The sequence below is a fragment of the Actibacterium sp. 188UL27-1 genome, assembly GCF_016901225.1.
Lineage (GTDB): Bacteria > Pseudomonadota > Alphaproteobacteria > Rhodobacterales > Rhodobacteraceae > 188UL27-1.
Window position 1 is genome coordinate 31,086 of sequence record NZ_JAFEUL010000020.1, and the last position, 19,082, is coordinate 50,167.

Sequence of the window (19,082 nt, forward strand, 5' to 3'; positions counted from 1 at the left end):
GCTTGCAGGACCAGTTGGTGTTAGATGGGCCGGGTCAGTCAGGCACTGATCCGAATGTCGACAGGGCCTGACATAGTTTCCCAATCGACCAACCCGACCTGATTGCCGCGTAATGCAGCAAACAAATGTCTGTTGGTGAGGTCTTCCAGGATTACGGCACTGCGCCATGCGGTCAGGCTGAGTTGCGGATCGACGATCCCGTGCGACTGACGGCCATGATTCAATCCATAGATTGGTGCGTCATCTGGGCCGTCCCATTGAACCCGATACGCGTCTCCCAACTGCAGCGCTCCGCCGGGCTGGAGATCGATACGCGACGCCAAAGGCGAAAGACAATCGGGCAGTGTCGTCTCGAAGCCCGTCGCCAGGATAACCACGTCAGCTGTCAGGCCCTCTGTTTGGCCGTCGGTCGCAGTGGCGGTTAGCTCAAAAGCGCCATAACGCGGCGTGATGTGCGTAACCTCGCGTCCTGGTCGGAGGGAGGTTTGACCATGCCCATTGACGTAACGCTGACGATAGAGCGCACGGTACACCTGATCAGCAGTGGCCGGGGTCAAGCCGTCACTGCTGTATTTCTGGTTGGCCAAGGCATGCTGTTGAATTTCCGCAGGCAGCTGCCGGTAGGCCCGCTGATAGGCCGGGGTGAAAATCTGGTCGACCAAACTGCCTTCTTGCAGATGCCAAAACGCATCCCGGCGGCTCAACCAGGTCAACTCATCGGGTCCGGGATGTTCCGATAGAAGATCGAGGACGATCTCCGCACCCGTTTGGCCTCCTCCCACGACGACAACGCGCTTGCCGCGCATATCCGCTTTACGGTTCAGATACTCGATACCGTGATAGCAGTTCTGACCCAGTGGTGCGTCAGCGGGAATGCGCGGTACAGGTCCCGTTCCGACGGCAATTGACGTCGCCCGGATCGTCTGGCCACTATCCGTTTTCAGCGTGAACCTGTTGCCGTCGTGGTCTACCTCTTGAATGCTCGTTGCGAATGTACAAGTGCCCAGACTTTCGGCAACCCACGCCATATAGTCGGTAAATTCCCGTCGAGAGACCGTGTCAAACCGCGCGGCCATGAAGTCATAAAACCGGCCCTGCACGACCAGGTAATTCAAGAAGCTCCATGAGCTGGTCGGCTGAACCGGGGTAACCATGTCTTTCAGGTAGGAGGTCTGCATCTCGCTATCTTCAAAAGCCAATCCGGGATGCCAGGTAAAGTTGGGCTTTCGGTCAAAAAACGCCACATCAAGGCCAGTCACGTTGTCCGCGAGTGCGGCAAGGCTCAAGTTAAACGGGCCGATCCCGATCCCAGCGAGGTCCAGTGTCATGTCATTTCCTTTGGATTGAGGGAGGAGACAGGGCCAGGGCGGCACCCGAAAACACGGCGATGGCGAACGGGGCAGTGGGATCCAATGCCATGAGCATCGATCCCAGTCCGACCCCGACAGCCAACGACGCAATTTGGATTGCACCGTTCCAACCGGCGACCTGAAGCTGGGCAAAATCCTTGCGGGTCATGATCTCCGACAGATTAAGGGAAAACAAAAGTGCAGTACTGGCACCGATAACAAAACTGCAGGCGGCAATGATCGCGATATGTCCTGCTGCAACGATCATCAGACCAGAGGCCAGCAAACACAGCGCGGCCATCCGGGCGCGTTGCCTTGAGACGTGCGGCAAAAGGAACCTTGCGGCTATGAACAAGCCCAAATTTGCCGCAGCAAGGCATAGGCCAGCATAGCCCGCAGAAGCGGCGGGGGGGTGATCCAGTGCTGCTTGGATCAAAGGCGCGATCCCGACTTGAGACGCCCCAACCGCCACTTGCGTCAGGGCTGTCACCCGAAACACCAAGACATTGGGTGGGCGGACTGTTCGTGTGCATTTGAGAGCCGGCAAATGCTTCACTCGAAACAGGCTCAGGACCGCGCCGATGAGGGAGGGCACGAGCGGCGCCAGCGGAGAGAGGAGCAGGAGCGGCCCGATGGATAACGCCGCACCGATCCGTCCGATACCGGCCACGGATTGAACGGCGCCAAGCGCACGGCGGGTACACGGTCCCTGCGCGCTCGCATGCTGCGCGGCGATCAGAAGACTTCCGACTGAAAGACCCTGGATCAGTCGAACACAGACCAGAGCGCTTAGCATGACCGCCGACCCAAACACCGGCGCTGGGCTTATCAAAAGCGCCATGAGGGCAAGATTGGCCGCCAACAAACCAACAAGGCCAAACAAAACCGCGCGCCTTCCCGCAACAGCCCCGATCACTGGCATGCCAAGAGCCGATGCAAGCAGACCTGCCGCCACGGCCAGGCCGATCTGATGCTCTGACAGCTGCAAAAGCTGCGCCAAAACAGGCACCATCCCAATCAGCGCAGTCTGCTGAAAGGCATGACCGGCAAGAACAGGCCCAAAGATCGTTGATGGTGCCATAATACCCTTGTGATTCCTTACTGAAATAGTCAGTAATTATTTTATCTCGTCGGGTAAACGGAGATTCTGATGATTGGCAAAAGGGCGCACATCTATGGAACTACCTGATACTCAAATAGAATTACCGGCGCTTGATGCATTTATAAACGCCGCGCTGCGTGAAGATCGCCTTGCCAAGGCCCAGTTCTGCGACGGGTTGCTACAATTCCGGGATCATCACGGCGTTCGGGTCAGGATCGGACTGAAAGCGCGATCCGGGCTACGTATTCTGTGCAACGGCACCATACTGCACGGCGAAGGGTCAGCGGCCCACCAGATCAGCATTCGGGACCTATTGACGGATCTATCTGCTGCGGGCGGATCCCTTTTTCAAGCTCGGGTTTTGGATAGTTTGGATGCCATTTGCGCGGCGCCACAGCGCCAGGGGCGGGCCGATCAATGGACCTTTGCCCAAGCTGAACAGGCACTGAAGGCAGGTCACGCATTTCACCCCAATCCGCGCAGTCGTGACGAAATGACCCTTGCCGAAGCGGAAAGATACGCGCCGGAACACGCCGGAATATTCGGCCTGCAATGGGTCGCGGCGCGACCGGATCATGTGCAAATAAATCCCGACGCCGAACGCCTCTTCCGCACCCTTGCGCAGGCGGATCTTGGCACCACACCGGATGATCTCATCCCGCTGCCATGGCACCCTTGGCAGGCCAAGCAGCTCTTTCAAACAGATGACATGCAAACCCTTTATTCTGCTGGGGTCCTGAAGGATCTGGGAGAGGGATCCGGCAGTTGGACGGCGACATCTTCCATGCGATGCCTGCATGCAACCCACGCACCATTCATGGTGAAAACATCCCTTAGCCTTCGCCTCACCAACTCGGTCCGGCATCTTTCCCTGCGGGAGGTTCTCCGCGGTATCCACGTGTCGGATCTATTGCGTTCTGATCTGGGCAAACAAATCAAGCGAGATTTCCCAACTCTGCATATCCTGGGAGAGCCAGGTTATGCTGCGCTGCGGGATATGTCCGGCAACATCTTGGATCCGACCATCACCGTGCTGCGTGACAATCCCTTTCGTGACGCAACATCCAATGGGCCTGTCTTGCTGGCCGCCCTTTGCGAACCGTCACCGCACGGTCCGTCCCCTTTGGGAGGGTTGCTCATCAGATTGGGCCCCGACGCACCAAAGAAGTGGTTCACCCAGTTCTTGAATGTGGTGGTCTGGCCCATCCTTGAACTGAGGGCCCGCTACGGATTGCTGTTTGGAGCGCATCAGCAAAACTTGATGGTGGGCCTGTCTGAGGGATGGCCGGTTGCCGGTTGGGTGCGGGATTGCCAGGGCACCGGACATCTGGACAGCTTTACCGACCGCCTGACACAAGCCTGCCCGGGCATCGGTGAAGGCACGGAAAACATCGTAGACGCAGAACTCGGCGATGGTCTGGTGACCTACTATGTCGTTGTGAACAGCGTGTTGAACACCCTTGCGACCCTCGTCTTGGACGATCTTACAGAGGAGCAGGATCTGCATGACATCTGGCGAAATTTCCTGATCCGCGCCCGCATTCAAACTCCGGGGGATGACACGCTTTATACCCGCCTCCTCGACCGATCAACGCTGACCTGCAAAGGCAATTTCACAACCAGCATCAGCGGCATGAACGAGGCTGATGGCGATGCGCGCGGTCAGATCGCCACCTTCTTTGAGCTTTCCAACCCAATTGCGGAGACTTTGGACGCATGACCCGTCACGCCGACTCCCCGTCTTTTACACCAGCATATGATGCCCGCGCCTTTCACCGTTGGGTGGAAAGACAGTTTGCCCAGGATCCGACGGTCACCTGTCTTGAGGTGCCATCCGAGATGAGGATGAACGGTCTGACCAGCCGTCAGCCTGGTTATATCGACCTGCGCGACGGTCGCGCCCGCATTCACAAATCCGGTTTCCTGCAAGCGCCTGAGCCTTGGCTGAAACATCCATCCGGTTTGTACCAATGTGCCGGGCTGATAGAGGGCCCTGACGGTCGCAACCATCCCTTACGGCCCCCACATCCAACAGGCTTGGTTTATGAACGACATTTCACCGACGCAGACACGACGGTGTCTTTCCGGTCCGTCGACATCAACGGCGATCTCGACATGTTCCATCGCTGGCAGAATGACCCCAGGATTGCCTATTTTTGGGAAGAAGACAAATCGCGTGACGATCTGCGAGCCTTTCTGAGCGATCGACTATCGGACCCTCACAGCTTTTCCGTCATCGGATGCTATGACGACCAACCGGTTGGTTATTTTGAGATCTACTGGGCACGTGAGGATCGGCTTGGTGCCCACTACGATTCCGGTCCATGGGACCGTGGCTGGCACGGCCTGATCGGTGAGGTGACAGCCCTTGGTCGCAAGCGAACCTCAGCGTGGATCCGGGCACTGACCCATTACATCTTTCTTGATTGTCCCATGACCGACCTTGTCGTCGGTGAGCCGCGTATCGATAACAAAAAACTACTTCGCTACGCCGACGCGCTGGCCTATCGCAAGATCAAGGAATTCGACTTCCCCCATAAACGGTCCGCCCTGATGCATTGCAGCCGCGATGACTTTTTCGGACGGGTCGCCCTATGACGGATCGGTTTGATCGGGCAAGACGCCAGCTTTTGGCAAAAATGATCAGCGAACTGACCTGGGAAGAACTACTTTTTCCGAAAGGTCACGACGCATATACGCTCACCTTGACGTCTGGCAGGATCTATCGGTTCAGCGCCACGCGCCGGATCTGGGATAATCTTGATATCGACCCAGGCAGCCTCTCGATCGATGAAGGATCCGCTCCGTGTCCTCTGCAATTCACCGTGGATGCGCGCAATGAATTTGGCATGTCCCCCGCGACCGAGGCGACGTTTTTGCGGGAGCTTTCGAACACCCTGCATCAAGATCTTGAACTTGACCGCATGTATGGCACTCTCACAGCCAAGGACCTGATTGAGCAGCCGTCCCGCAGCTTGCATGCCGCCCTTGATGGCCATCCAAAAGCCGTCGCCAACAAGGGTCGCCTGGGATGGGGATGTGACGCTCTGTCAGCCTACGCACCGGAATATCACAAACCAATCCAACTGTTCTGGTTGGCCGTCGAAAATGGCCTTCTTCGAACCGGCCGATCACAGGAGGCGGAGGAAGACACAGTGCTGGCCAGCGCGATCGGATCAGATGCGGCAGCCGAATTGCATCGGCGATCCCCGAAAAGCGGAACATATCAGATTATCCCGGTCCATCCCTGGCAATGGCGGAACGTTGTGCAGCAGGCATTTGTCGCAGAACTGATGACGGGGCGCATCGTACCGCTCGGCTTCCACGGGCCCGATTTTGTCGCCTCGCCAAGCTTGCGCACCCTGACACCCGTCAATGGTAGTCCCTATGACGTGAAACTGTCGTTGAGTATCCTGAACACGTCAGCCTGGCGGGGGATGCCGGGCAAATACATTGAACATGGCGGCGCGATTTCCGATTGGCTCGCAACAACCGTGGAGAATGATCCCGTCTTGCGCAACACGGTCTTGGTTCTGCGCGAAGCACTGGGGCACTGGGTCGAACATCCGCTGATGCGGCAGTCACCCGAGGCACCCTACCGCCATCATGAGGTCCTGGGCGCTCTTTGGCGGGACAATGCAGATCACAAGGTTGGACCCGGCCGCCGAGCGATTATGGCCGCCGCCCTGTTTCACGAAGGCGCTTGTGGCAGGCCGTTGCTTCTGGCCCATGCTGAAGCATCAGGGCTTTCGCCCGAAGATTGGTTGAAAAGACTGTTTCAGGTCACTGTCATGCCCCTATGGCATTTCCTGTGTCGCTATGGCGTTGGGTTCATTGCCCACGGCCAGAATGTGACAGTGGTTCTGGATAAGGACGTGCCTGTCGGGATGGCAATCAAGGATTTCCAAGGCGATTTGGATCTGGTCGATCACGATTTTCCAGAGATGGCCGGTCTCGATCCCGCAATCCGGATGCTGCTGCCGCGAAAGCCGCCAGCGTACATTGTACACGATATTCAAACGGCTCACTTCATCACTGTTTTGAGATTCCTGTCCGCGGGACTCGCCCGCGCCGGTGCGGTCAAAGAACAGGTCTTTTACAATCTCCTCAGTCAAGTCCTCTCGGATTACGCTACAGAGCATCCAGACTTGGCTGAGCGCCACCGTATGTTCGATCTATTCGCCCCAACCATGCCCAAGGTGTGCATCAATCGTGTGCGCTTCGATATAGGGTATGAGGACAGCGCTGCCCGCCCCCTTCCAACTCGCGGAACGGATCTATCCAATCCGCTGAACCGGTGCCCAAGCCCTCAGGAGACAAAGGCCAGGGAACTCCCCATTCCACCTGCGGCTTGATCCGTTCGCAGCTGCTATTGGCCATGTCGTCGCTTGCGTCAAATTAAGGTACTTGGATCGTCTGCGACCAAATGTATCGAAGCCATACTATCCCGTGGTTTCAGGACTAAAATGCCAAGCTACGCGATAGATACGGTCGGCCGGGGATGGCGGATCTGCCCGCCCGCGGTTAACCAACCGCGTGCTTCGACGGATGGTCGGTGACAATGGCACAACACTGGTAAGCCGCTGTTGCGTGATCAGAACGAGCCTGACCATGGGTTTTATTGCCATCGACCCCAAAATGATCGGCCTTAAGCCCGCTCGGCAGAAAACCTTTGCGCGAAAACAAAGACACCATCGGCAACCTCCGTCAAAGATCACCAAAATGTGGTTTCAAAGCAATACAACGCTACCAAATGCGCGACGGCCCCAGTACATCATGCCTTTCAACAAGCAAACACTTAATGAATCGTCTCTTTCTCAGTAATATCACTGCGACCGTCTAAATGACAAAGAAGTGGGCACCCACCTCGCACCGAGGGAGAGGCTGACCTCCTACACGTGACTATTGTGGCGGCGCACACCACCAAAGCAGCTTATTTACTTGGGAAGCAGAAGACTGTGATCAAAAAGAATGGTCACTGAAAGCCCGCGTGTCCCGTCGATTTCGATTGCGCCGCCATATTGCCGGGTCAGCGTGCGGATCAGTTTCCAACCAAGCGAATGTGCGCGTGCCGGACCTTGGCCGGCATCTGACAATCCCTTGCCGTCATCGGCAACGCATATACTGGGGCCTTCCGGCAAATGCTCAAAACTTACCTCAATTCGACCGGACGACCGGCCCGAGAAGGCATGCTTGTAGGCATTGGTGATAAGTTCACTCACGATCAATCCAACGTTGATGGCAATCTGGCTTTCAATCTGCACGTCGTTGCCTTGCGTGATCACCGAGATGGATCGATCCTGCACCTTAAAGGCATGTTCCGCATTTGCAGCGATCTGGCGCAGGAAATCCATCAGCGACAGGCTGTCACTCTCCGCAGTCTGCTGCATCATCTGATGCGCCTTGATTACCGCATGGATCCGGGCATCCAAGTCGGCAAGCACCTGCTTTGTCTCTGTGTTGGTTGTGTTGGACCTGCTCATCTGAACCAGCGCGCTGATCAGGGCCAGGTTATTGCCGGTGCGATGGTGAACCTCTCGCATCAAAAGATCACGGGTTGCGATCGCGTCCAGTAACTCGCGGTTTTGACGTGCCAGTTCGGCGGCCGGATCAAATGCTATGATCTTTGAAACGGCCGCCCGCGCGGTCTCCGCATAGGTCATTAGTTTATCCGCGGGAACACCGCTGACAAATGCGGCATCGATCCGGGTTCCGCCAGAGCCCGTCCGAACCTGAAAACTGTCAGCGATATGTCGAACGCCGCGCAGTCCACGACCCGAAGCAATAGATACGTCGCCGTGCAGAATATCATCTGCCGCCGGGATCCCTGGGCCCTGGTCGCTAATCACGGCACGCATGGCGACAAAGCTGTCATGGGTGCCCAGCGAGAATTGCACACGCCCTCCACCGGCATAGACAACGGCATTTCGCCCCAATTCGACAATGGCTGTGACCGTGCGCGTCTTTGCAAATGTGCTGAACCCAAGCACATCCGCCATCGCACTGGTCACCTGACGCAGCCCAACGATGTCCGTATCGCTTTCAATCGGGAGGGATGTGAGGATTTCCGACATCGCGTCAACCGAGCAGACTTGGCCGGACGACAACGATACTGGCATCGTCGCGCCCCCGAAAATTACGATGGAGCAACGTCGCCGCAATCGTCAGAGGGGATCGCGCAAAAAGACTATGCTTGAAATCGCTCAATCGCACCGTCGACAGCCCGTCGCTGTGCAGGACGACGATATCGCCAGTGCACAGATCGAAGGTTTCGCCATAGGCTGTGAGTGGCGGCCCACCCAACCGACCGTCGCGGACAGGAAAGCGCTTGGTTTCACCTTCCCGTATGACAAAGGTTGTGATATTTCCCACGGCTCCGTAGGACAGCGCGCTTTTGTTACAATGGAAGCGGACAGCGGCGGCGACGACACCGCGCTGACCATTTAATTTCCGGGAGAGTCGTGACAGTGCGTCTGCAGGAAGACCATGCTCGGTCTCAAACGCCTCGATCGCCTGCTTTGCGGCATCTGCGGCGCAAGGGCCGTGACCTAACCCATCACAAAGGAATATATCGGTGCCCGATGAACTGGTTCGGGCTGTCCAGCTGTCCCCGCACTGTGTTTCGGCTGGATGGCACACGGTAAGACCAGCGATAGCTAGCGATCCGGGCGCAGCGTCCTTTGAGGGTCCGGCAAATTCGCAGGCGACCACAGTTCCAATTCCAGCTTCCGCCCAAATATCGAAGCGGTCCGACAGGCGGCGGATCGCGCCAAGCCCCAGGCCGGCTGATCCGCGAGAGCTGTTTCCATCCGCCATGGCGGTGTTGATATGCGCAATGCCAGGTCCATCATCGACCACGATGAGTGCCAGCCCCATACCGGTTTGCAGCGGCGTCTTTTGTATCAATATGCGACCACCGCCACCATGGCGCAGGGCATTTGTGGCGGCCTCCGTTGTCACAATAGCAATTTCCTCCGCCCGGGTTTGCGGCAGACCGATATCCAAGGCCGATTGCCGCGCCAGACGCCGGGCAGCGGAAACAACGGTGACGTCATCGATGTTGAGCCATCGCATCATATATTGACTGCCATGCGGATCGTAACGCCCGTATCCGGCGTCGACTCAATTTCAAAAACATCGCAAAGCCGCTGCGCGCCGCCCAGACCCCGTCCAAGACCGCGGCCAGTGGTAAATCCATCTTGCAGGGCTGTGTCGATATCCTCGATCCCCGGCCCGCCATCCTCGCAGATCACGCTGACCTGCTTTGATCGGTCATGGCTGAAGACGCTGATATCGCCACCTTGGCCGTGAACGACAGCGTTTCTTGCAATCTCACTTACCGCGGTGACAAACCGGGTCCGCCCAAGCGCCCGAGCGCCGAGTTTGTCCATCGCCTGGGTGACGACGCGACGCGCGCGTGCAACGTCCCGGTCACTGCGCAGACTGATGCGCTCAACCAGCTTGCCCTCTTCACGGATCATCCGGAGTTGGAGCGGAGCCGCTCCATTGCATGGGTCAAGCTGAGAGCGGTACGCGTTTCCGGCAAATGCATGCCCAGCTCAACCAGCGTCATCGCCACTGCAGGTCGCATTCCGACCAAGAACGTCTGGGCATCCAAAAGCCGGGCGATGTTGGCAAGTTGCGCAATGACGCGACCCACGAATGTGTCCACGATTTCAAGCGCGCTGATATCAATCACCACACCTTGCGCCCGTTCAGATGCAACCCGGTCGGCAAGCCTATCCTGCAGACCCATGATATCCGTGTCTGTCACATCTTCATGTATCCCCACAAGCAAAACACCATCGACCATATGGATCGACCCACCGTCCAGCGCGTCAGACATTGCTATGCCGCACAATACCATAGCCAAGGCGATCAAGCGCCTCGTTAAAGGCGCTTCGGATTGTGGACCGGGTCGATACGTTACCGACATCGACGCCAAGTTGCACCATGGTTTGGGCGATCTTCGGACTGATCCCGCTGATGATGCATTCGGCACCCATTAGCCGAACCGCAGAGGCCGTGCGCAGCAGATGCTGGGCGACCTGGGTATCCACGGTCTGGACACCGGTAATGTCGACGATCACCATCTCGGCGCGTTCCCGAACGATTGCCTCAAGAAGGTTTTCCATGACATCCTGGGCGCGCACCGAATCTAGTGTACCGATGAGTGGCAGCGTCAGGACCCTGTCCCACAGTTCCACCACCGGTGTGGACAGTTCCAACATCTCAATCCGCTGCCGATCAATGACCTGCTCGCGCTCGGCAATGAAAATCTCGGTCGTGTAAAGGGCAAAGGCATCCACGACCCGTGTGATCAACCAAACCTCATCAATCAGTTTTTCAGGCTGATCGGACAGGCGTTGGCGCAACCGAGTGAAGAGCGTCGATTTCAGCGCTTGAACGAACGCTGCCATATCGGTTGCTTCCACGCCAATGCGGACACGCTCCCGCGTGATCTCCGACAGGACACTGCGAAGATCAATCCAGGCGTCACCTTTAAGATCAAAATCCTCACCCGTCACACCGTCACGCACACCTTGGGCAAAGGCCTTCAAAAGAGCGGCCGTATGCGCTCGACCTTCATCGTCGGAAAACAGGTCAGATCGCGTGAGGCCTTCGTTGCCCTGGGTGCTCAACCATGAGTTCAGCACAGCGTCGAAATCTTCATCAAGAATGGCAAGTGTGGATGAAGTGGCGGAGCCAGTCATCGGAAATCCCTTTATATTCGATGGCTTGGCAGGCTGATAAAGGCCGTGCCAACAGTGTCACTCTTTACATAGACACGTCAGAAGACAAATACGGTTTTACCGCTAAAGTAAAGTATAGATGGCATGATCGGCATTCAGAAATGCCTACCGATGCACTGAATTTCCAGCCTGAAATATATGAATTCAAAGCTCTAAAATCTCGGCATAAGACCCTAAACGTTATTAGCTCTAGTTATCATTTTAAGCTATCAGAGGCAGTATTTAGTCCTAAAATAGTATAGATTATTCAGAATACGGCGCAAACACCGAACGGTTTTCAAGAAATTCTGACTGTTGGTTCGGGCATTGCTTCTCAAAACCCACTTTCCCGCACCAACACCGAAATCACCCTGCGGGTGTAATCCGCCGCCAAGCTCGTCGGCTTGGTCCTGGCGATGACAAAGCCCGGGGCATAGTCGACGGAGCCGCCCGGTTGCAATGACGCCTCCCCGCGAAACCATGTACTTGTCGGAGATAGCGTTTCACCCCGGCCCACCGTCACGGATATCGGACCGCCGAACATGGATGCCAAGGCAGGCTCGTCCAATGTGGCGATGGGTGTTGTCTCTATCCTCTCCCATGTCGCCACATGGGTTTGCGTTGGATCCCCGCTGGAGGAAAAGGTGATCGGCGCCGTTTCGTCCAGCTGGTACCGAGCTGCGAAGGGGAGAAAAACCGTCAAGATTTGTTCATCCGACACGACAATGCCCAGAGGTTCATTTTGACCGACCCAATCGCCTTCCCCCAAGGAACTTGGTAGATCACGCATGGTGCCCGAGATGGGACTGACAAGGATCAGCGCGTCTTGCTCTGTTTCCAGCAATCGCGCCTGGGCCTGTAGCCGGTTAGCTTCCTCGCGCATCAGGGATGACCGTTTCATCCCGTCCGATGTGTACCCATTCTGGGCGATCTCTCGGGTGATCTGTTCCTGTTGGGCACGGGTTTTGCGAAGATTGAGCTGGATCTCTGCGGATTGGAGAGCAATCAGAGGGGCGCCAGCCTCTACCCGATCCCCATTTTGGACATGGACTGCTGTGACCTGGGCCGGAACGCCAGAAAACAAAAGGCTTTCATGCTCAGCCGTCAGGACCGCTGGGAAGGCAATCGATCGCGGCAATGGGGCTGCAAGGACATAGCCCACCACTCCCAACGCGATCAGATAGACCGGCCCTCTCCAGGTTCGTGTGAGGTTACGTGCACCCATGCTCCAGCTCTTTATCTCTTTGACGATCGGCCGACCGATGAACCACCAGAGCTCGATCACGAACAACATGAGCCCCAGGGCCTTAAAAAACAGATGATAGACTAACAGAGCTATCCCCAAAAATAGGAAGAACCGGTAAATCCAAGTGCAGAACGCATAGAAGATCAGCCATCTGCGGGTACGGGTGGGGAAATCCTCAGGCTCCGGTTCATGCGGTCCGAACAACACTTTCCGAAGCCACCATTGCCCAAGCGCGAAACTGCGCTGTTGCAAATTGGGGAGATCAACGGCGTCGGCTAACAGGTAGTAGCCATCAAAGCGCATAAAAGGATTGAGGTTGATGGCAAGGGTGGTGATCCAACTGACGCTGGCTAATACATGCATCGCCATTTTGAATGAACCATCCGGTGAAACAGCCCACAGAATGGAAGCAATGGCCGCCAAGCCAAGTTCGGCAATCACACCGCCTCCGTCGATAGCAAGCCGGTGCCAGCGATCGCGTAACTTCCACCCCTCGGTCGTGTCGGTCCAAAGCAATGGCCATAGCACAATGAACGCAACACCCATCGCGGGAACCCGACAGCCATGGTGTTTGGCAGCAATGGCATGGCCAAGTTCATGAATGACCTTCGCCCCCATCAGCACAACAAGGGTGAGGGCCACGCCATGGGGTGTTTGCAGGTCAGCAAACCCGGCAATGAACGCCGCCCAATCCTGTAGCACCAAAAATGCGCCCAGAACTGCGATCGCAATCAGCAATCGGACGGACAATGGCGCCAAGATAGGGCACAGTACCAGATAAAGCCTGTCCAGGGCATGATCCGGGCGGACAAGCGGGATCCGGACAAATAGATAATTCTTCACCAACCATGTGAGCGGATTGGATTTTCCCGCCTCGCATTGCCGTAAAACCGCTTGGGTGATGTCATTACCCTTCAGGTTGAGCAGATTGTTTTGCCCAAGATAGGTGACCAGGGTATCGATATCTTCAGGTTGCGGGGTCAGGGTCGTGCTGTGGCTGATATCCCGCGCTACTACTTTGGGATCCCCCAGGCCCCAACGTTTCAGAATCTCGAACTGGAGCCATCCAATGCGATGGAATTTGTTGGCAATAGGATCATGGATAATCCAAGCGGGCGATCCGTTCGGCGCTGGCGCAGTTGGCAAGATGTTTAGATCGGTACGAAGGGACGGAACCATGGTCACCTAACGACCCAGCCATTTCCGCAATGCTGCAATCGGACGCCGAAACACCTGCAGCGCAAGCGGCTGACGCGCGCCATAAATCTTAGCCGTGCCTCTTTGTCCAAGCGTCAGGCTGGAGCTTGAACCATCCATCCATTGAGCAGTCATCCGATAGGCGATGACGTCTGTCGGCGTCTTGGTCGCCCGGTAGCTGATGTAATGTACTTGCGCCTCCGCCGGAGCAGCGGGCGCCGCATCGGAGAAGAAGGCAACCTGCGCTTGATCTGGCATCGGAATGCGATCTGTGGCAGCCAACTGAATCTCCAACTCGGTCTGATTTGGATCGGCCACCAGCATGATCCGCTCGCCGACAGAGACCGGGCGACCGATCCAATCAAACGCATCCTGGAACACGGCGATCCCGTCGCGGGGGGATCGAAGCTCGGTCTTGCTTAGTCTTTCGGTCAGATAGCCAACCTCAAGCATGGCGGTACGGACCCGCCCCTCCGCCGAGACGACCTCCGCATTGGCGCGCAGATCGCCCAAGGCATTTTGTGCCGTTTGCCGCAATTCCGTGCGTGCGAGTGCCACGGCAGCTTCGGCAATTCGCAACCTTGCCCGCAATTCCGACGCATCGTAGCTGACCAGCAATTGGCCTTGCGTCACCGGACTGTTGGGCGTGACATGAACCTCGGTTATGACCGCTTCCACTGGAGATCGGACAAGGGAAGGGTCGCTCGCCACAATCTCTGCCGGTGCAAGAACAGAGCTGCGGATCGGTATGGCAAGGGCGATCAAGGCTGCGACTGTGATAATCAACCCGGCACGGGACGGCCTGACGGCGCGAACAATGCTCTGACGAGATTTTGCAAGGATCAACGCATGGGACAAAGCATCCGCGAACGTAGCTGACAGACTTACCTCACCCTCCGCAAAGGGTTGATTTCGCAATAGCAGCAAACCCGCTGCCGCACCTTTTGGGCCATTAAGCGGGCACCAGAGCAGATATTTTGGTAACCATTCCTTCCAATCCGTCACAAGTTTCGACGTGTCGGTTCCGGTCAGATCGTCAATAGTAAATACCCGGGTGGCCGCTAGTTCTCCGCGCTTGGCCCAATGCCGGATTAAATGATGCGTGAGCAGCGCAAAGGGGGCCGTCCTATCGATCACTGCGACATTGGACAGGGCCGTAATCTGCCCACGCGCCGGCTTGCCCTGAGGATGCTCCCACAGAATGGCCTGACTGAAGGTCACAATCTCTTTGAGTTCATTGACTGCAACAAATCGCAGCTCTGGCAGCTTTGCCCACCGCATACGCTTTTCCAGCGCCAAAAGGTTGGCGAGGGTGTGCAAACGCGGATCAGATTGCGGAGTATCGGCCTGTTTCGATCTGATTTGCGATACGGCCAATGGAACACCCTGGTCTTTTGCTAGTTGAGTTGTCGAAACTCCGCCTGCCCGCTCATGCCCGACAACAGATCTCCGGTCTGATCGTCGATGCTGCCAAAAACCGGGATCGATTGGCTCACCGGATCCACGCGACCGCCGAACCGCTCGATTCGAGCAGAATAGGTCCTGCCGGTTTCATCAATCTTAATGGTAAACGCATCACCCGCAGATAATTGGCCCAACCAGTGCGCGGGTATGACCGTCTTCAGTTCCAGCCCGCGGTTGTTGACCAGGCGGAACAGATCTTGACCCGCTGAAACTGTATAGTGCGATTTCACCTTTAAGTCCGTGATCTGCCCATCAAATGGGGCCGCGATGGTACAGTTTTTAAGCTGTTTTTCTGATACGGCGACCTCGGCTTCGGCTTCCCCCAACTCTGCCTGGCGGATGGCAACCGCTGTTCCGCTTTCCGAACCTAGGCGCTGGCCCCGAGTGGCGGCTTGCAATTCCGTTTGCTTGCGGTTGGCCAGTGCTTTGGCGCGAACCAGCTCCGCTTGCAAAACATCACAGACGAAAGACAAGATCGTGTCACCTGCCGTGACATACTCGCCCTCCCGAAACCGCACGGCACCGATCCGCCCGGCCTGCGGGCTCAGGAATATGGCATCTTCGATGGCCAGGACCTGCACCCTGATCTGCTGCCCGATATCGCGTTCAAGCTGCGCAAAAAGGTCATCGCCCGCCGGATCCTGGCCAATGGCCGGAGTGCTGGCCAGTACCGCTCCCAATAGCAGGCCAGCACACCAAGTGGCATGCGTTGGAATGCAGCCCCTCTTCAACGGCGTGCTTTGCGTGGTTTGGGTTGCCGTGCAGCAGCCAAAATGGTTTTCGGTGCATTGGCGTTCAAGATCGATGAAAGCTGGCCTGCATTGATCTTGGCCTGTGCCGTACCGACGATCGCCTTGGTCCGTGCCAGGTCGGTGAACTGCGCGTCGGGGGGCAATAGGTCCAATCCGATGGACACCAACAACCGGGACAGGGCCAGGCGCGCCTCGACATAGGCATTGTCGCGGTTCAATTCTGCAGAGATGGCCTGAGCTGCCCGTTGGATCCGGTCGAGTTCAGTGCCCTCGTCCTCCGCTGCGCTGGCTGAAGCAATGCGCAGGATCCGCCCTTCGATGTTGCTGAGCTTGAGGGCTGATCCGTAGGAATCCACGGCCTGATCATACTCGGTCACCCCGATTGAAACCTGCACTAGGATTGCTGCGGTCAGGGCCAACCGCCGCGCGTCGGATATCTTGACCTGCTGTTTGGCCGCATCCACTGATTTGCGCCCGCGGACCAAATTGATCAGATTCCAGGTGGCGCGTAATCCCGCCTGGCGCCATTCATTGTCAAACAAAAGCTTGTTGGACGAGGAATTGGCAGACGCGATGATCGACAGTTCGGGAAAGATATTTAGGATTTCCTGATTGACGCTTTCGCGATCAATTCGTGTTTGATAGGCGGCTTCCCGGATTTCTGGACGGTATAGCAACCCATAATTCTGCAACTCACCCAGTTTGACATTCAGCTTTGGCAAACGATCCTGGCGATGGTTAGCTAGCCGGAAATGCGTTCCTGCCGGCAGGTTCATCAGGGAGGCAAGACGGGATTTTGAGATTGCGAGAGATGATTTAAGCTCTTTGAGCGACGTCACCACCTGCACGAGATTACGGCGATACTCCAATGCGGCGACGCTTGATTGCAATCCCTCGCGCTCAATCTGGGCAGACCGACGCTCGGCCTGGTCCGCCTGGCGGATCAATCGCTCGACCCTGGGTAAGAGACGTTGCGCAGTCAATGCTTCTAGATAGGCCGTTTCGATCTGGAGGGAGAGGTTGTTCATCACCCGCCGCCGCTTTTCCACGGCAATGAGCGCGCGATCAGCCTGTTGTTTCGCCCGGAAGTAGCTCAATCCAAAATCCAGAACGTTCCAGCTGAACGTCAGGTCCGCATCGCGAATTTCCGCATCTTCGGAAAACGACGGCTCAACCGATGTCCGGCGGGAAAAGAGCGTCGTGCTTTGGGTCGCTCTTTCGCTGCTGCGATCCTCATACCCAGCATTCGCAGCGAGGGTTGGCAGCATGTCTATATTTGCAACCGTCAGTCGCGCGCCTTGCAAAACTTCTTCCATGATCTGAACCTTATGGTCCAAATTATAAAGAAGTCCGCGTGCAACGGCCTCGTCGAGGGTAAGTGTGGTGGTTAAAGGAACACTGACTGCATTCAGCTTTGCAACGTCATCGAAAATACGCCTTTGGTGTTGCTCCAAAGTGATCGGATCAGGTTTGACCGCACATCCGGCGAGCATCAGAGCAGCCAATCCCAAACTCAGTCGTTTCTTGCTCATAGGGTCCCTCGCTTTTGCAGCGATGCCAGTTAATCTAGCGGTTTTTCGTTGTGAAATTGGGTACTCAGGCAGGGTTAACGATTCGTTAACAGATCACCTTAACCATTGTTTTTATTGGTAAGCATGGCTTAACGTTCACACTCGAATCCCTGGGATCCAAGCCAACGCTTCACCTATTCCATATGATTTTTTCAAAATCTGGAACTGTTGAGGGACATCTACCAATTCCAAAGGTGGACATTGATCAGAACTGGTAGATGCGCTCGACTTTCTATCCTGGCCGCATGCGTCAACCCAAGAGTGGAAGTCTAGGGTTTGGGTCGCTCCAGCCATCTTGCTAGTCCGCTACCGTGGCGAGCAAGGTGTCCAAAAATACTGCCTGTTGCTGCAAATGTGCCGATCGCGAATGTGAAGCAAGTTGATCGGCAAATTCGATCCGCTCTCCCAGGTCATTGTCCCATTGGCCGAACTGCCAGTCGGCAGCGTTTATTGCCGCGCGCACCGCATCTGTCGATGGCACGGTAACTTGTGCGCCATCAATCCCTTCGATAGGAACAGGCAGGTCTGGTGGAGGACTATCCCCGTCTGACCCGTTCTGATCGTTCTCGCCTGATATCTGACGATCCGCTTCAGTCGCATCACGTACGATGATGATCTTGAAATCTGTTTTTACTTCATTTCCTTGACTATCCTTGACGATGATCACGAATTCCATAGAGGCTGGAGCATCCAACGGCGGTTCACCAGAAAAGAGGAGTTCGTCGCTATTGAGCGTCATCCATTCGGGGATAACGCCACCATTTGCCAGTTCTACGGTCAGGCTCAACGTCTCGTTCGGGTCGCTGTGCTGGAACAATCCCTTCGACAGCTTGATGACATTGCCCTTCTCGACGATCATCAGTTTGTCATCGACCTCTCCTGTAAGGTAGATCTTAACACCCGCTGCCTGACGAAATGCATCATTGTCGCTCGATGAGTTGCGCAACGTATCTTCAAATCCCACCCGCTGTTCTTGGGCTGACACACCCGACGAAAGAGCAGATTGCGACCCTGCCGACCCGGCAAGGCTGCCCCCTGCGCTGGTTGAGCCGACCCGGGATGACAGCGGCTCACTCAACAAACCGCCGCCTCGGGATTCAAACTTTCCCGTGATTGTCGCGGCGAAGGGTTCGGGTGCACCTCCCGCATCAATCGTAGAGCCCGTGATCATCAACTCCGCCGTTACATCGGCCGAGGCTACGATCTGCAGATCCACAATGTCCTGAGGGCTTAATTCCGCACGTCCATCGATCACATTAACGGGGACGCCGGAAGTGCCGACATAGAGCTGAACCTGTGGCGGGATATTTTCGATCACCACGATTGGAGCAAAGGTCTCGGAACCATCCTGATCGACCAGTTCCAAGGACAATGGCAAAGGTTTTCGCTCTCCGGGTTCGGCCAGAACGTCCGCAACGGTGACGATGGCGGTGTCGGAAACGGGCGCCACATCGAACCTAAAGGTGTTCGGGGATATGTCGAAACCACCAGCCGCATCGCCGACAGAGAAATCGAACCTGTCATAATCCAACCCGTGTTCGTCCGCCGCCGGCGTGAAGACCAGATCGCTGATCTGTCCCGCGGGTATGGTAACGCCTGCGCTGACGGGTGCGCCGTCCAGGGTGAGCGTGCCATTTGTCGGCAGCGTGTCGATGCGAACCCCCTGGAG

15 protein-coding genes are annotated in these 19,082 nt (G+C 56.4%); 3 read left to right on the forward strand and 12 right to left on the reverse strand.

Annotated features, from left to right (window positions below; all coding sequences use genetic code 11):
* Positions 1-38: 38 nt before the first annotated feature.
* Both IU397_RS19385 and IU397_RS19390 read right to left on the reverse strand, forming a co-directional pair.
* A complete protein-coding gene (locus tag IU397_RS19385) occupies positions 39-1,328 on the reverse strand; it encodes a lysine N(6)-hydroxylase/L-ornithine N(5)-oxygenase family protein (RefSeq protein WP_204416925.1) in 1,290 nt (429 codons plus the stop codon).
* Position 1,329: 1 nt separating this feature from the next.
* Positions 1,330-2,430 carry a hypothetical protein gene (locus tag IU397_RS19390; RefSeq protein ID WP_204416926.1) on the reverse strand — a complete coding sequence of 367 codons (1,101 nt, stop codon included), beginning with the start codon at positions 2,428-2,430 and terminating at the stop codon, positions 1,330-1,332.
* Between the two features lie 94 nt (positions 2,431-2,524).
* Between IU397_RS19390 and IU397_RS19395 the strand changes: the two genes are divergently transcribed.
* Genes IU397_RS19395 through IU397_RS19405 form a run of 3 tightly spaced genes read left to right on the forward strand, consistent with a single transcriptional unit; the run spans position 2,525 to position 6,806 of the window.
* Complete coding sequence (locus tag IU397_RS19395) at positions 2,525-4,171, forward strand: IucA/IucC family siderophore biosynthesis protein (RefSeq protein WP_204416927.1); 1,647 nt, start codon at positions 2,525-2,527, stop codon at positions 4,169-4,171.
* Entirely contained in the window at positions 4,168-5,049 is an 882-nt protein-coding gene (locus tag IU397_RS19400; protein WP_204416928.1) for a GNAT family N-acetyltransferase, read from the forward strand. Before IU397_RS19395 ends, IU397_RS19400 begins: the two co-directional genes overlap by 4 nt.
* The gene (locus IU397_RS19405) at positions 5,046-6,806 is read left to right on the forward strand and encodes an IucA/IucC family siderophore biosynthesis protein (protein WP_204416930.1); all 1,761 of its coding nucleotides are present in this window, start codon (positions 5,046-5,048) and stop codon (positions 6,804-6,806) included. Before IU397_RS19400 ends, IU397_RS19405 begins: the two co-directional genes overlap by 4 nt.
* A 582-nt stretch (positions 6,807-7,388) precedes the next feature.
* Here the strand turns inward: IU397_RS19405 and IU397_RS19410 are convergent.
* From IU397_RS19410 to IU397_RS19455, 10 genes are all read right to left on the reverse strand, one after another.
* Positions 7,389-8,525, reverse strand: a complete 1,137-nt coding sequence (locus IU397_RS19410; protein ID WP_204416932.1) for a sensor histidine kinase — start codon at positions 8,523-8,525, stop codon at positions 7,389-7,391.
* Positions 8,526-8,529: 4 nt separating this feature from the next.
* Complete coding sequence (locus tag IU397_RS19415; protein ID WP_204416933.1) at positions 8,530-9,528, reverse strand: ATP-binding protein; 999 nt, start codon at positions 9,526-9,528, stop codon at positions 8,530-8,532.
* The gene (locus IU397_RS19420; protein WP_204416934.1) at positions 9,525-9,932 is read right to left on the reverse strand and encodes an ATP-binding protein; all 408 of its coding nucleotides are present in this window, start codon (positions 9,930-9,932) and stop codon (positions 9,525-9,527) included. Before IU397_RS19420 ends, IU397_RS19415 begins: the two co-directional genes overlap by 4 nt.
* Positions 9,929-10,297, reverse strand: coding sequence for an STAS domain-containing protein (locus tag IU397_RS19425; protein ID WP_204416935.1), 369 nt, complete (start codon positions 10,295-10,297; stop codon positions 9,929-9,931). The genes IU397_RS19420 and IU397_RS19425 overlap by 4 nt, the downstream gene beginning before the upstream one ends.
* Positions 10,290-11,165, reverse strand: coding sequence for an STAS domain-containing protein (locus IU397_RS19430; protein ID WP_204416936.1), 876 nt, complete (start codon positions 11,163-11,165; stop codon positions 10,290-10,292). Before IU397_RS19430 ends, IU397_RS19425 begins: the two co-directional genes overlap by 8 nt.
* Before the next feature lie 352 nt (positions 11,166-11,517).
* Positions 11,518-13,608 (reverse strand): biotin/lipoyl-binding protein, encoded by a 2,091-nt coding sequence (locus IU397_RS19435; RefSeq protein ID WP_239479933.1) that lies wholly within the window; start codon positions 13,606-13,608, stop codon positions 11,518-11,520.
* A gap of 6 nt (positions 13,609-13,614) precedes the next feature.
* Positions 13,615-15,003 carry an efflux RND transporter periplasmic adaptor subunit gene (locus IU397_RS19440; RefSeq protein ID WP_204416938.1) on the reverse strand — a complete coding sequence of 463 codons (1,389 nt, stop codon included), beginning with the start codon at positions 15,001-15,003 and terminating at the stop codon, positions 13,615-13,617.
* 20 nt (positions 15,004-15,023) lie between these two features.
* The gene (locus IU397_RS19445) at positions 15,024-15,770 is read right to left on the reverse strand and encodes an efflux RND transporter periplasmic adaptor subunit (RefSeq protein WP_204416940.1); all 747 of its coding nucleotides are present in this window, start codon (positions 15,768-15,770) and stop codon (positions 15,024-15,026) included.
* 47 nt (positions 15,771-15,817) lie between these two features.
* Positions 15,818-17,374, reverse strand: coding sequence for a TolC family protein (locus IU397_RS19450; protein WP_204416942.1), 1,557 nt, complete (start codon positions 17,372-17,374; stop codon positions 15,818-15,820).
* 337 nt (positions 17,375-17,711) lie between these two features.
* A partial coding sequence (locus IU397_RS19455) for an Ig domain-containing protein (RefSeq protein WP_204416944.1) occupies positions 17,712-19,082 on the reverse strand: 1,371 nt, incomplete at its 5' end.

Bases quoted from the DNA above. Each gene is read 5' to 3' on its own strand.
- IU397_RS19385 (WP_204416925.1), bottom strand. From the start codon at position 1,328: ATGACACTGGACCTCGCTGGGATCGGGATCGGCCCGTTTAACTTGAGC.
- IU397_RS19390 (WP_204416926.1), bottom strand. From the start codon at position 2,430: ATGGCACCATCAACGATCTTTGGGCCTGTTCTTGCCGGTCATGCCTTT.
- IU397_RS19395 (WP_204416927.1), top strand. From the start codon at position 2,525: ATGGAACTACCTGATACTCAAATAGAATTACCGGCGCTTGATGCATTT.
- IU397_RS19400 (WP_204416928.1), top strand. From the start codon at position 4,168: ATGACCCGTCACGCCGACTCCCCGTCTTTTACACCAGCATATGATGCC.
- IU397_RS19405 (WP_204416930.1), top strand. From the start codon at position 5,046: ATGACGGATCGGTTTGATCGGGCAAGACGCCAGCTTTTGGCAAAAATG.
- IU397_RS19410 (WP_204416932.1), bottom strand. From the start codon at position 8,525: ATGTCGGAAATCCTCACATCCCTCCCGATTGAAAGCGATACGGACATC.
- IU397_RS19415 (WP_204416933.1), bottom strand. From the start codon at position 9,528: ATGATGCGATGGCTCAACATCGATGACGTCACCGTTGTTTCCGCTGCC.
- IU397_RS19420 (WP_204416934.1), bottom strand. From the start codon at position 9,932: ATGATCCGTGAAGAGGGCAAGCTGGTTGAGCGCATCAGTCTGCGCAGT.
- IU397_RS19425 (WP_204416935.1), bottom strand. From the start codon at position 10,297: ATGTCTGACGCGCTGGACGGTGGGTCGATCCATATGGTCGATGGTGTT.
- IU397_RS19430 (WP_204416936.1), bottom strand. From the start codon at position 11,165: ATGACTGGCTCCGCCACTTCATCCACACTTGCCATTCTTGATGAAGAT.
- IU397_RS19435 (WP_239479933.1), bottom strand. From the start codon at position 13,608: ATGGTTCCGTCCCTTCGTACCGATCTAAACATCTTGCCAACTGCGCCA.
- IU397_RS19450 (WP_204416942.1), bottom strand. From the start codon at position 17,374: ATGAGCAAGAAACGACTGAGTTTGGGATTGGCTGCTCTGATGCTCGCC.